General features: G+C 36.8%; 10 protein-coding genes and 1 pseudogene. 6 read left to right on the plus strand and 5 right to left on the minus strand.

Annotated features, from left to right (window positions below):
• Positions 1–6: 6 nt before the first annotated feature.
• The 4 genes and pseudogenes from CRI88_RS04415 to CRI88_RS04430 all read right to left on the minus strand — a co-directional run bounded on the left by CRI88_RS04415 (position 7) and on the right by CRI88_RS04430 (position 5672).
• Entirely contained in the window at positions 7–1158 is a 1152-nt protein-coding gene (locus CRI88_RS04415; protein WP_058844174.1) for a Gfo/Idh/MocA family protein, read from the minus strand.
• A gap of 1051 nt (positions 1159–2209) precedes the next feature.
• Positions 2210–2455, minus strand: a pseudogene (locus CRI88_RS04420) (ATP-binding cassette domain-containing protein); the annotation flags it as partial.
• Positions 2456–3178: 723 nt separating this feature from the next.
• Positions 3179–3799 carry a thermonuclease family protein gene (locus CRI88_RS04425; protein WP_101966422.1) on the minus strand — a complete coding sequence of 207 codons (621 nt, stop codon included), beginning with the start codon at positions 3797–3799 and terminating at the stop codon, positions 3179–3181.
• Positions 3800–3932: 133 nt separating this feature from the next.
• Positions 3933–5672 (minus strand): ABC transporter ATP-binding protein, encoded by a 1740-nt coding sequence (locus CRI88_RS04430; protein WP_036126538.1) that lies wholly within the window; start codon positions 5670–5672, stop codon positions 3933–3935.
• Positions 5673–5793: 121 nt separating this feature from the next.
• Here CRI88_RS04430 and CRI88_RS04435 point away from each other — a divergent pair, with 121 nt between their 5' ends.
• From CRI88_RS04435 to CRI88_RS22410, 4 genes are all read left to right on the plus strand, one after another.
• Positions 5794–7224, plus strand: coding sequence for an ABC transporter permease (locus tag CRI88_RS04435; RefSeq protein ID WP_058843230.1), 1431 nt, complete (start codon positions 5794–5796; stop codon positions 7222–7224).
• Between the two features lie 13 nt (positions 7225–7237).
• A complete protein-coding gene (locus CRI88_RS04440; protein ID WP_101966423.1) occupies positions 7238–8734 on the plus strand; it encodes an ABC transporter permease in 1497 nt (498 codons plus the stop codon).
• A gap of 12 nt (positions 8735–8746) precedes the next feature.
• Complete coding sequence (locus CRI88_RS04445; protein WP_101966424.1) at positions 8747–10558, plus strand: ABC transporter substrate-binding protein; 1812 nt, start codon at positions 8747–8749, stop codon at positions 10556–10558.
• A 417-nt stretch (positions 10559–10975) separates the two neighbouring features.
• Positions 10976–11128 carry a hypothetical protein gene (locus CRI88_RS22410; protein ID WP_180957781.1) on the plus strand — a complete coding sequence of 51 codons (153 nt, stop codon included), beginning with the start codon at positions 10976–10978 and terminating at the stop codon, positions 11126–11128.
• A 15-nt stretch (positions 11129–11143) separates the two neighbouring features.
• Here the strand turns inward: CRI88_RS22410 and CRI88_RS04455 are convergent, their stop codons facing one another.
• Positions 11144–11725 carry a phosphatidylglycerophosphatase A family protein gene (locus CRI88_RS04455; protein WP_036126573.1) on the minus strand — a complete coding sequence of 194 codons (582 nt, stop codon included), beginning with the start codon at positions 11723–11725 and terminating at the stop codon, positions 11144–11146.
• A gap of 113 nt (positions 11726–11838) precedes the next feature.
• On the opposite strand from CRI88_RS04455, the gene CRI88_RS04460 reads away from it, so the two are divergent.
• A complete protein-coding gene (locus CRI88_RS04460) occupies positions 11839–12558 on the plus strand; it encodes an alpha/beta hydrolase (RefSeq protein ID WP_101966425.1) in 720 nt (239 codons plus the stop codon).
• An 83-nt stretch (positions 12559–12641) separates the two neighbouring features.
• Positions 12642–13157, plus strand: a complete 516-nt coding sequence (locus CRI88_RS04465) for a YjcG family protein (RefSeq protein ID WP_036126625.1) — start codon at positions 12642–12644, stop codon at positions 13155–13157.
• Positions 13158–13160 lie beyond the last annotated feature (3 nt).

The following is a 13160-nucleotide window of genomic DNA, read 5'->3' on the forward strand; positions in this document are numbered from 1 at the left end:
AATTTATCAATGTTGCAGAATGGTAGATTCCTGTATGATCTCCATAACCTTGCCTCCGTTACGAATAGACTCTGTTGCTGCGCAGCCCACCGCAACACTCATTCGTCCTGCAAATGGCGTTGTTAAAGGTTCTTTATTGTAGAGAATGAGTTCTACAAAATCTTGGGCAATTTTTGGATCAGCCCCACCATGGCTTCCTTCCTCAGGCTTCATTTCGTAAACAACATCACTAAGTTCTTCCCAAGAATTTGATTTTCGTGTTTTTAAATAAATTTTATTATTGATATCATCATTTTCGATACGCCCTTTCGTACCTATGAATGTATAATTTCGTGAATAGTCTGGTGTGAAGTGACATTGTAAGTAAGAAGCTTTTATGCCACCTTCCAATTCCATAATGACCATATTATTATCCTCTACATCAATTTCTTCACGGAATGCACATTCCGTAAATGTATGTTCAACATATTCTGGACAAGTTTTTTTCTGGTCACATGTTGGACACGTTAACGTATTTGGCTGATTTCCACCATAATAATCTAAGCTACCAAATGCAGAGACTTTCGTTGCATATTTCCCAGAAATCCAATGAATGACATCTAAATCATGTGAGCCTTTTTGAAGTAGCAGAGATGTTGTATTTTTTGAATTACCATGCCAATCGTGGTAGTAGAAGTAACCGCCGAATCCAACAAAATGACGTACCCATATAGCCTTTAATTCTCCAATAGCTCCTGAGTCAATTAAGCCTTTCATCGTTTGATACATACTCATATAACGCATATTAAAGCCAACCATTAGATGCTTTCCTGACTTTTTCCATGCATCTAATATTCGATCGCACCCTTCCACAGTAATGGCTAATGGTTTTTCAGCATATACATGCTTGCCTGCACTTAAGCAAGTAATAATATGTTCTTCATGCAGATAATCTGGTGATAAAACCGCAATTGCGTCGATATCATCCCTTGTTAATAATTCCTTATAATCCTTTGTTAAAAATAATGGTGTATCGAATTTTTCCTGAAATTTTTCTAAACGTTCTTGAGAGATATCAGCTAATGCTACTATTTCTGATGCTCCAGTAGGTTTATGCCAGTATTGTGCTAAGCCCCCTCTTAAACCGGCTCCAATTACACCAATTCGTATTTTTTTCATTGTAATTCCCCCTCTTATCCTTGCTCCCCTGTATTTCGTAAACGTTTACAAATCAAATTAAACTATTCATAACAACACCACTACACGTCAACACGTTGTAGGTACAAGTTAAAGCAAAAAAATGTAATGAATATTCCAAAAATTTAACTGGAATAAATATATAATTCTAACACTTAATATGTCAATACCCTAGGTTTTGTTCGCTAGTATAAATTAAATAAAACGTATATGAGTTGACCTATCCGAAAATTCAGAAAATATATCACTTCTTCAATAGCTCAATCTACTACTCTATTTTCTTAAAATATTTTTCTAAAAATAAACAAATTTCGAAATGAATCATCTATATGTAAACGATGCTCTCTATATTTTGGTTTTTAATAATCCAATTTTGACTAATATTAAATAGTACCTGAAAATTAAAACTATATGAGCTCAGTAGACCACCTAGTTCATATATTTTATTAGTGCTTGAAGTATTAATTTTGCAGTATCTTTTATATAAAAATAATGAGAGACAGCTTGTTGAGTTACTATCACAGACTGTTTTTTATGCTCAAAACATAAAAAAACGACTCACCTATGATAGATGAGTCGTCTGAGATTTTCACGTTCCCAAAAAATGAGGGGGGTTTCAGGAGCGTAATCATGAACTAGCAAACTTCTGGAGAAAAGTAGCTAAAGTTCATCCTTGCTACACTGTATTGTAGTCAAGGAATATTCTTTATATGATAATGATAATCATTTTCATTTAACTTGTCAACAATAATCTTATAATTTGTGCAACTTCTTTTTTCATGCTAACAAATACTATATTTATTAGCAAAGTTCAATCAGTAACGATCTACCCTCATTTACTTTTATAAACTATCGTTGCTCCAATGAATATAAATAAGGTTACTAGGCTCATCATTGTTTCTATTGCTCGATATTATTGGAAGACCATCAACAATTGTTGCTGAAACTGTATCCCTTTATTGTAGGATAGTGTGTGCAGACTAACACAAATTATTTTAAAAGCTAGAACGGAAAACAGACAGTTGCTACTGCAAACGATTTGAACAGAACGAGCAACATCAAGGTTGTTCAATGGCTCGTCCAATAGTACATATTCAGTTTCTTGACACAAAACCATCGCTACATATGTCCTTTGTCTTTGACCACCAGAAAGTTCATCTAAATATCTATTCTCTAAATCAGTTAAGTCTAAGAAATCGATATATTTAGAAATAATCATCTCATCTTCTTTAGTTAATCTTCCCTTTGAGTAAGGAAAGCGACCAAATCCAATTAGTTGTTTTGGGATACATCTACTAACGAAAACCCCAACATCTTATTATGCTAAAATTAGGTTTGGTGATTTTAAGAGAATTAGGTTAAAAAAGCTACTGCCTGTAGAATACAGACAGTAGCTCATAGTGTTGAAAAACAAAACCATCCATAGAATTTATGTGAAAGGTGAAAAAGGATTTCCGTTGCAGGCTACTTGCTTTCCTGTGGGCGAGCGGCGAGCCGCTTCCTCCGTGCAGGGGCTCGCCTATCTCGCTATTCCCACGGGAGTCAAGTAGCCTTCCACTCCAATCCATAAAATAAAAATGTTCACTTTTTAGCAAAAAAGTGAAGGTATTCACTACTCTTTTATGGTGGGGTGTTGTCACACATCACTTCTCCACATTGAAAGTAAGAGGCTATCCTCTCTTATAATATAAATAATGGGCTATTTTGTTCAGGAAAAGACACTTTTGCAGAATGGTTGATTGGAGTGGAGCCAGCGTCACTCCTAGGGGATTTAGCGTCACAGATGAGACCCTGGAGCGAAACGCAGTGAGTGAAGCGGCTCATCGGACGCCCCCTGGAAAGGACGCTGGCGGAGCGGAAATCAACCCCTCGCCTTAAAAAATTGCTTATTATGCCGTTGACATTACCTTTTTTCAACAACATAAGCTACTGCCTGTAGAATACAGACAGTAGCTTTTTTGAAATTGCCCTTTAAAAGGCGTATAGTAAAGGGATTTTTAGTTTATTGAACTACTTCAGGGTGGAAACCATCATTTTGGAAGTAGTCATCATGTGACCAAATATTTAATTTTGCATCCTGTGTTTTTTGTTGAATAGCTCTAAATGCATCTTCAAATGTGTTGTTTGGCTTATGAATATAACGTACAACTGCAAGACCTTCCTTTAATAAAGATTCCTGCAATAATACATCATCTACAAAAACATAGGCTAGAAGGCGATCATAATTGTCTGTTTCTGGCCCAACATCATAGACTGCTTCAATTTTTTTAGCCTTTTCCAATAAATTAATCGTGTAATCTTTTGCTTGTTCAGCATATGGCTGGGCATCGCCTTTGTTGTAATTCATTTCAGGTGTATCCACCATTAACAGACGAATTTTTCGTTTCTCACCATTAATTGTCGCCTGAATCGTATCTCCATCATATGCTTTAATATAGTCTAGCTCAAAGCGTTTATTTCCTGTTTTTTCTTCCACTTGTTCAATTGAAATAGTTCCTTGCTGATCTGTCACTGTTTTAGTATCTTGATCTTCGGCAGGTGATCTGCCAAATATCATGTACAATGCTACAGCCAGAATAATCGTACCACTTGTTATTAATGTTTTTATATCTTGCATTTTCATGTAGTAGGCCCCTCACAACTAATCATCTTTGCTTATACCTACGCTTGGTATAAGTTGTGCAACTCATCATTAGGAAAACAAAAAGTTGCACGATGTTTCTATTGTAAAATATCAAGCTACTACATTCAAGCTATCACATTGTCACAGCTACCCAATGGTTAGGAGAAACCTCTACTAGCTGACTATTTTCTACTTCATAGCGTACTTTTTTATCTTCGATATATTCGGCATCATTATATTTCTTCTTCTCTATTGCAGGATCTGGAATAGGTATTGAGCGTAATAATGCACGGGTATAAGGATGCTGTGGATTAGTATATAGTTCTTCACTTTCTGCCAATTCAACAATTTTCCCACCATACATGACCGCAACACGATCACTAATATGTTTCACCATTGACAGATCATGGGCAATAAATAAATATGTTAAACCAAGTTTTTGCTGTAATTCCTTTAATAAATCTACAATCTGCTTTTGAATAGAAACATCCAGTGCTGATAAAGGTTCATCACAAACAATAAAGTTTGGCTCGACTGCTAATGCTCTAGCAATCCCAATTCGCTGACGTTGCCCCCCTGAAAATTCATGAGGATAACGCATAGCATGTTCTTTCCTTAAACCAACAAGCTCAAGCAATTCCTCTACTCGTAGTCGTCTCTCTTCATGTGTCTTCACTAGACCATGAATATCAAGAGCTTCCCCGATAATATCTAAGATTTTTTTTCGAGGATTTAACGATGAATAAGGATCTTGGAAAATAATTTGCATATGACGACGCATTGCCTTTAACTGCTTTTTCGTTAGTCTTGTTACGGGTATGCCTTGATATAAAACCTCTCCATTTGTAGGCTGATGAAGCTGAAGAATCGTTCGACCTGTAGTAGATTTTCCTGAGCCTGATTCACCAACCAAGCCCAATGTTTCACCAGGATATATATGGAAGGATAAATCATTGACTGCTTTTAGCGTTTGACCACGACCTAGTGAAAATTCCTTCGACAGATGTGTCACCTCAATCAATGGCTTATGACGATTGATACCTGACTGAATATTGGCTATCTCTTTTGGCTGCTTTTTTTCATGCAGCTTTGGTAGCGCATTCAATAATTTTTGGGTATATGGATGCTGAGCATTCGCAAAAATCTCTTCCGTTGTGCCCTGTTCAACAATTTCTCCTTCTTTCATGACGATGATACGATCACACATACCTGCAACCACGCCTAAGTCATGTGTAATTAAAACAATAGACGTCCCCATTTTTTTCTGCATATCACGCATCAATTTCAGTATTTGCGCTTGAATCGTTACATCAAGTGCTGTAGTTGGCTCATCCGCAATAAGCAGGGACGGGTTACAAGCAAGTGCCATGGCAATCATCACACGTTGGCGCATACCACCTGAGAATTCGTGAGGGTATTGTCGATATCTTTCTTCAGCATCCTGAATACCAACCAGTTTTAATAATTCAATTGTTTGTTGGTAGGCCTCTGTTTTTGACATGGCCTGATGCTTGATTAAACTTTCAGCCACTTGATCTCCTATTCGAATGGTAGGGTTTGTTGATGTCATCGGATCCTGAAAGATCATACTAATATCTTGTCCACGAATCCCTTCCATTTGTTTTTCACTTAATTCCGTGAGTTCTTGGCCTTTAAACACAATAGTGCCAGATTTCAGAAATGAAGGCGGCGATGGTAATAAACGCATAATGGAACGAGCCGTTACACTTTTTCCACTTCCAGACTCTCCTACAATTCCGAGTGTTTCACCTTTATTTAGATGGAAGCTAACGTCCTTAACAGCTTCGAATTCTGTCTCCCCTGTGATAAAGGACACGCGAAGATTATTGATTTCTAAAAGCTTTTCATTCATTCGACCCATCCTTTTTAAAATTTGTGATTGACTTACTTACAAGTATAATCCATACTTTACAATACTGATAGGAATTATACAATATGATGCTGAATATTTTATTTACGTTTGGAGGAAATGCATGGTTACTTCAAAAAATCATTTAAAACCTAAGGAATTTATTTTCTTTTCTACGGTTTATCAAAAACTAATGCATCAAAAGCCTTACCATTTGATTCTTTTTTTCTTAAGTATTTTAGTTCATCCCTTTACATACTTTATCTATCGGAAAAGAAATCATTCAAACAATTATGATCAGGCTTTTGCATTACGTAGTCAGTACTACCTAGAGAAGGCTTTGGTTGCTCACTGGCAAAAGGACTTTGAACAACAAGAAATAGCAAAAGCTACCTTTTTTAAAGAGACTGTATTACAGTCACAAATTCAAACAACAGCCAAGCAATTAGCTCAAAATAAACTACAACAGCAAGTGGATCAAGATTTACAAAAAGAGGGCATACAACAACTAACGTATAACCAATTTTTTAATCAGCTACTAACAAACAAACGCTTTATCGCTCTTACCTTTCTACCAGCTTTTTTATTTTATGTAGTACTTATCTTATTTGCGAATCCGTTCCTACAATTTATTATTGAACGTCTTTTACAAAGCTTCATTGTCATTGTTGGTGTAGCTACATTGGTGTTTACTATTTTGTATTTATCACCATTTGACCCAGCAAGAAACCTACTCGGAGTTGAAGCAACACCCGAGCAGATTGCGAATTTTAATCGTATTCACGGTTTAGATCAGCCTTATTTATCGCAGCTTTGGAACGCACTATCTGGCCTATTTACATTTGATTTAGGAACATCCTTTGCAGGTAAAGAAGATATTACCCACAGCATTGCGACAAAATTTCCTGTCACACTTGAAATAGCCGTATTGTCATTGTTAATGGCTATCGCCATTGCTATTCCAGTCGGTATTATTTCAGCTGTTCGTCCAAATTCATATTTGGATTATACATTTATGTTCATTGCTTTAATCGGTTTATCCATCCCAAGCTTTTGGCAAGGTTTAATTTTTATTTTAACGTTTGCTTTAAAGCTTCAATGGTTTCCAGCGACCTATAATCCTCACAATTGGTTATCGCTCATCATGCCCATTATCGTCTTGGGAACATCCATTACAGCATCCATCGCTAGGATGACAAGGTCGAGTATGCTTGAGGTGATTCATGAGGATTACATTATTACAGCAAAAGCAAAAGGCTTAAATGAATTTAAAGTCATTTCAAAACATGCCATTCGTAATGCCATGATTCCAATTATTACGGTGATTGGACTTCTTTTTGGGGGTATGTTGGGAGGCGCATCTGTAACAGAAAAGGTATTCAACATTAGTGGGATTGGTAGCTATATCGTCGATAAACAATTTATCCCTGATATTCCGGCCATTCTTGGAGGCGTTGTTTATATTGCCATTACTATTTCAATTGTCAATTTATTGATTGATATCATGTATGCCTTTTTTGATCCACGCATTCGCTCGAAAATGAAGAAGTCTTAAAGGAGGATCACCTGTGAAAAACATCTTACATGTCAAACTACTCTTGAAGATTACACAGGAATATGTCAATTCTCATTTCACTTTTGTCTTTTCCTTATTGTTTTCTTTCTTGTTTCTAGCCTATAGCTATAATTTTTCTACCAATAGCTGGCGACCAGTTATTATACTCTTTTTTGTTATTTATGCTATTACCACGGCATATGTTGCTTTCATCAATTTACGAATTAAAAAGGACTTAGCAAAGCACGGTGACATTCAAAAAAGCACTCGAGTGCTGGGCTATCCATTGTTAATCACTATATTGTCAGGCAATATTTTTTCAACATCCTTTGCATTTATGCTTGTGTCGAAAAGAAAATCTGCAGAATATACTTTTGCAGCCTATGCCTTTATTACACAATTATTCATCATTGGTATTGCAGCATTGAATATATTTAAACCATATGTAACGGATACCTTTTTACTGGCGATGGGTGTTTTCTTAGTACTAGCGCTATTTTATATCGTGATGGCCATTTTATGTACGAAATATGTGACAGCTACTGAGGCACCTAAATGGATGATTATTCCCGGCGTTTTATTACTATTTGCAACTTTCACTGGTAATCTATTTGCGACATTACTAGGCTATAGCCTGATTCAAAAGGCTCGAAAGGCAAATCCGTCTTCTATAGAAAAGTGGCAAAAAATATGGGAAAAGATTTTACGTAATACGATGGCTGTATTCGGCTTATTCTTCATTATTTTCATGTTCTCATTGTCCGTCACAAGCTCTTGGACTTTTGACTATGATTTTGCTACAGAAAATAACTATGGTGCGTTACTGCAAACACCATCATTGGACTATCCGCTAGGCACAGATAATTACGGACGAGATTTATTTTCTCGCATTGTATTTGGTGCACAAATATCGTTAATCGTCGGATTTTTCTCAACGATTATTCCAGCAGTTGTGGGAGGGACATTAGGCGCTTTGTCAGGCTATTATGGAAAATCCACTGATAATATCATCATGCGAAGCCTTGATGTTTTATATGCTATCCCTGGCATTTTGTTAGCTATTGCTATTATCGCTGCCTTTGGTGCTAATACAGTGAACCTCATTATTGCGCTGAGTGTTGGGGCAATTCCAACCTATGCTCGTACAATGCGGGCTAATGTTATGCAGCTTGCTAATTTTGAATTTGTGGAATCAGCTAGAGCTTTAGGTGCATCTGATGCTGCTATTATTTTCAAGCATATTGTTCCCAATTCATTAGCACCAATGATTGTGAAAGCAACCTTAACGATTGGGGGAGCTGTTATTTCAACAAGTAGTTTAAGTTTTTTAGGGCTTGGTATTGAGCCACATATTCCCGAATGGGGCAATATTTTAAAAGTTGGTAGTACGTACCTGGAGACACATTCATATGTCGCGATTTTCCCAGGTCTTTGTATTATGCTTCTTGTCCTCTCCTTTAACTTCTTAGGAGATGGTTTACGAGATGCTTTAGATCCAAAAACAAATTAATTGGAGGTAACTATGAAGAAATTACTTGTATTTTTATTCGTTGCAGTACTAGCTTTAGCTGGCTGTGTACAAACAAAAACTGACGTAGAAGGCAGTAAAGATTCAAAAGATAATAACAAGAGCAATGGCAAAGTGGCCATTGAAGTATTAGGAATGGCCTCTGCTGAAGAAGATATGAATATTGTACGCGACCAATTGGTGAAAAATGGTTTTGATGTAAAACTAAATATTCAACCAGATTACGGTTCATTCTCTGCTCAAAAAGAAGCGGGTAACTATGATCTTGCTCTTTCAAGCTGGACGACAGTAACTGGGAACCCTGACTATGCTGTACGTGGTCTATTTAAAACAGGCGGTGACTACAGTGTTGTTGCAGATTCAAAATTAGATGCACTAATCGATGAAGCAAGCACATTGACTGGTGAAGAAGCAGCAGCTAAATATAAAGATTTAGAGCAATTACTAGTATTCGATCAAGCTTATATTGCGCCTTTATATATTTCCAATAAATATCAAGGGATCTACTCTGAATTAGTAAATCCTAAAACGGTCCTTTTACCAAAATCTCGTGCACAGGTTTGGGAAAAAATTGAATTTAATGATGCGGCTAAGAATGCAACAGAACCTTTAATCTTACACCAAACAATCAACTCCCTTACTTCACTTGACCCAATCAAAGGGAATGATGGTTCCATCAATACATTAAACACGAATATGTACGTTCGTCTTGTTAACTTAACAGATACAGATGAAGTTGTTTCAGATGGTTCATTATCTTATAACCATGTAATGGCTGAAGGTAATCAAGAATATTACTTCATTTTACGTGATGATATCCACTTTGCAGCTGTGAAAGATGGTGCAGCAATTGATACAGGTGAATTAGTGTCAGCTGAAGATGTTGTCTTCTCATTAAATCGTGCAAAAGATGCTAATTCAGTACCAGATCATCGTACTTATAGCATTCATGAAAATATAGAAACAGTGGAAATCGTTTCTGATTTAGCTGAATTACAAAGCAAAAAAGTAGCAGGCTCTGAGCAATCAGTGTTAGATGCCTTATCACAAAACCTACCTGCTTCAATAGCACAATTAACAAAGGAAAAAGGTGCTGTTCATAATGCAGCAGGTGCATACCAAGTTGTTAAAATTACAACGCCAACTCCATTCCCACAAGTATTAAATTATTTAGCACACCAATCTGGTGGTATCGTATCTGAAAAACAAGTAACAAGCATTAATACGTATGACGTGGCTAGCTATGATCCTGATAAAGACATTGCCTATGGTGATCAAGCTACTATAACGGAAGGTTCAGCAACATTTAACAATCAGCTATATGCAAGTGGTCCTTACATTTTAGTGAAGAAAAATGATTATGAAGCACAATTCGTGAAAAACCCTGCTTACCGTGCAGGTAGCGAATATGAACCAAAAATCGCCAAAATTAATGTTCGATTTATCTCTGATGTTGATAGTGCACTATCTGCATTACGTAATGGTGAAATACATGTTCTTCAAACAGTTCCAGAAACGAAGTTGGATATTGTGAAATCAGACGCTAAATTAACATTAAATACGGCAGATAGTAATGCTGTGTCTTACTTACAAATGAATACGTCTGGACGTGCAGTTTCTGATTCAGCAGATTTACGTAAAGCAATCCTATACTCCATTAACCAAGACGAATTCATTAGCTATTACCAAGGCAATAAAAAACCAGCTGTATCCACAGTATCTCCATTAATCGATACTGGTTTAAAACTGGAGGCAGATAGCGAGAAAGTAAAAGAATTTATAAAAGCATATAACGATAATAAGTAATACTAATTTGAGCCTTCTCAAAATTTGAGAAGGCTCACTTAGTGTTGAAAAACAAAACAGTCAATTAGAAGGTAAAAATGGATTTCCGTTGCAGGCTACTTGCTTTCCTGTGGGCGAGCGCCCCGAGCCGCTTCCTCCGCTATCGCTCCGTTTAGAGGCTCGCCTGTCTCGTTATCCCACGGGAGTCAAGTAGCCTCCACTCCAACCTACAAAAGTATTACCTTTTTAGCAAAGGTTTTCAAATAAGGCGAAGGTCTTCACTACTCTTTATGGAGAGGTGTTGTCACACATCACTTCCCCACATTGAAAATAAGAGCTTATTCCCTCTAAAAATAATGGGCTATTTAATCGCTATATTACTATGAAAAAAAGTAAAGACACTTTGCAGAATGGTTGATTGGAGTGGAGCGAGCGTAAGTGAGTGAAGCGGCTCATCGGACGCCCCTTGGAAAGGGCGCTGGCGGAACGGAAATCAACCTCTTACCTTGCAAATTTGCTTTTTCTGCCTTTGACATGATCTTTTTTCAACAACATGAAAGCCTTCTCAAAATTGAGAAGGCTCATTTTTAATAGTAGAAACTCATTTTATATTTCATTATGTGATTTTGGTTTTGGTCCTAGCTCTTCAGGCTCGATATCAGCAAATGTTTCGCCTTCCTCTTCTAGATCACGCATGCGGTGTGCAATACGTGAAGCCGCTGAAGCTGCTATACTGCCAACTAAATCATCTAAGAATGTGTTGACATGATGTCCAGGTTCTGTATCGAGTTTTTTAATAATCCCTATTTTTTGCTTGTCTAAATGACCAAAAGTGGTAACGGCGATACTGCCATATGTAAAAACAGATCCTAGTGCGATTGTTTCGTCTACACCAAATAACCCCTCATCCGATTCGATAATTTGTTGCAGTGGTGAAGATAATAATTTTTTCTCTGCTAGTTCATCTAATTCAATTCCTACTAATAAAGCATGCTGTACTTCTCGCTTACGTAAAACACGTTCAACAGAATGAACACAATGCTCCAGTGTTAAACCTTCATTATAGGTTTTTTGCATTTCGTAAACAATTTTTGCGATATCCTCTATCGCTACACCTCTACGAATTAACGCGGCTTGAGCTGCCTTTGCTACTTCGTCAGAGTGCACACGAATACTTTTATTATGCATAATTAACCCTCATTTCGATTTTTATTGCTAGTATAAAGCTAGCCCAACCTATTATACCTTTACTTTCGTAATATGGTACAATTTTGTTACAAACACAAGAAGGAGTGTCATCATTGGATAAGGGAACAGTACAGGATTTAACATTTTATAGTGAAGCATTACAGGAAGAATTACAGCTCTATATTTATGTTCCTGCAAATTATTCTCCACTTTATAAATACAATATTTTAATCGCATCAGACGGTAAAGATTATTTCCAACTCGGCGGCATTACAAAGCTAGCTGATGAACTGATTGATGACTATGAAATCGAAAATTTAATTATAGCATTTGTTCCTTACAAAGATATTAAAGATCGACGTCATAAATATATTCCAAGCGGTGAGCAACACGAAGCCTATCTACGCTTTTTAGCTCATGAGCTAGTACCCTATTTAGACAATGAATATGCCACTTACCAAATGGGTATGAGTCGTGGCGTCATTGGAGACTCTATGGCTGCCACTGCTTCCTTAATGGCTGCCCTAAAGTACCCAAGCATCTTTGGCAAAGTCATTTTACAATCACCATATGTTGATGAGGATGTCTTACAGGCTGTTGAAAAATTTAAAGATCCTGGCGCGATTTCTATCTACCATATAGTAGGTAAGGACGAAGATCAGGTAGTGACAATGGATAAAACCATCAAAGACTTTTTAACACCTAACCGTCAATTACATGAGCTCATGATTAGTAAAGGGTTCACTACATTTTATGACGAGTTCGAAGGCAATCATACATGGAAATATTGGAAACCAGACCTTCGACGTGCTTTAATTGAAAATTTCAATTAATATTGGGTGATTCAAATTACGAAAATTGAAATTTCTGTTATACTTAAATAGAAAAATTGTTTATTTTCGGGAGGTAATGGACTATGAAGTACGGTATTGTGGCATTTCCATCAAAAAAATTGCAAGATTTAGCAAACACTTATCGCAAACGTTATGATCCTCATTATGCAAAGATTACACCGCATATGACGTTAAAGGACAGCTTCGATGCATCTGAAGAAGAAATTCAAACCATCGTCAAGCAATTGGATGAACTTGCTGCTAAATATGCACCTTTAAACATTCATGCATCTCGCATAAGTTCGTTTTTCCCTACAACAAATGCGATTTACTTCCGCATTGAACCAACTGAACAATTAGTAGCATTCCAACATGAACTTCAAGACAACATCCCTCATGGGGAAATGAAACATGTATTTGTTCCTCATATTACAATCGCTCAAAAAATGTCAGCTTCTGAGCATGACGATATCTTTGGACAATTACGCATGACTGGCGTTGATGAAAAGGATACAATTGATCGCATCCATCTTTTATATCAATTAGAAGATGGCTCATGGACAACATATGAAACATTCCGTTTGTCTGGAGCTGAGTGATTC

The organism is Lysinibacillus fusiformis (assembly GCF_002845985.1).
Classification (GTDB): Bacteria; Bacillota; Bacilli; order Bacillales_A; family Planococcaceae; genus Lysinibacillus; species Lysinibacillus fusiformis_D.

Bases quoted from the DNA above. Each gene is read 5' to 3' on its own strand.
- CRI88_RS04425 (WP_101966422.1), bottom strand. From the start codon at position 3,799: ATGAAAATGCAAGATATAAAAACATTAATAACAAGTGGTACGATTATT.
- CRI88_RS04435 (WP_058843230.1), top strand. From the start codon at position 5,794: ATGGTTACTTCAAAAAATCATTTAAAACCTAAGGAATTTATTTTCTTT.
- CRI88_RS04430 (WP_036126538.1), bottom strand. From the start codon at position 5,672: ATGAATGAAAAGCTTTTAGAAATCAATAATCTTCGCGTGTCCTTTATC.
- CRI88_RS04415 (WP_058844174.1), bottom strand. From the start codon at position 1,158: ATGAAAAAAATACGAATTGGTGTAATTGGAGCCGGTTTAAGAGGGGGC.
- CRI88_RS04465 (WP_036126625.1), top strand. From the start codon at position 12,642: ATGAAGTACGGTATTGTGGCATTTCCATCAAAAAAATTGCAAGATTTA.
- CRI88_RS04455 (WP_036126573.1), bottom strand. From the start codon at position 11,725: ATGCATAATAAAAGTATTCGTGTGCACTCTGACGAAGTAGCAAAGGCA.
- CRI88_RS04445 (WP_101966424.1), top strand. From the start codon at position 8,747: ATGAAGAAATTACTTGTATTTTTATTCGTTGCAGTACTAGCTTTAGCT.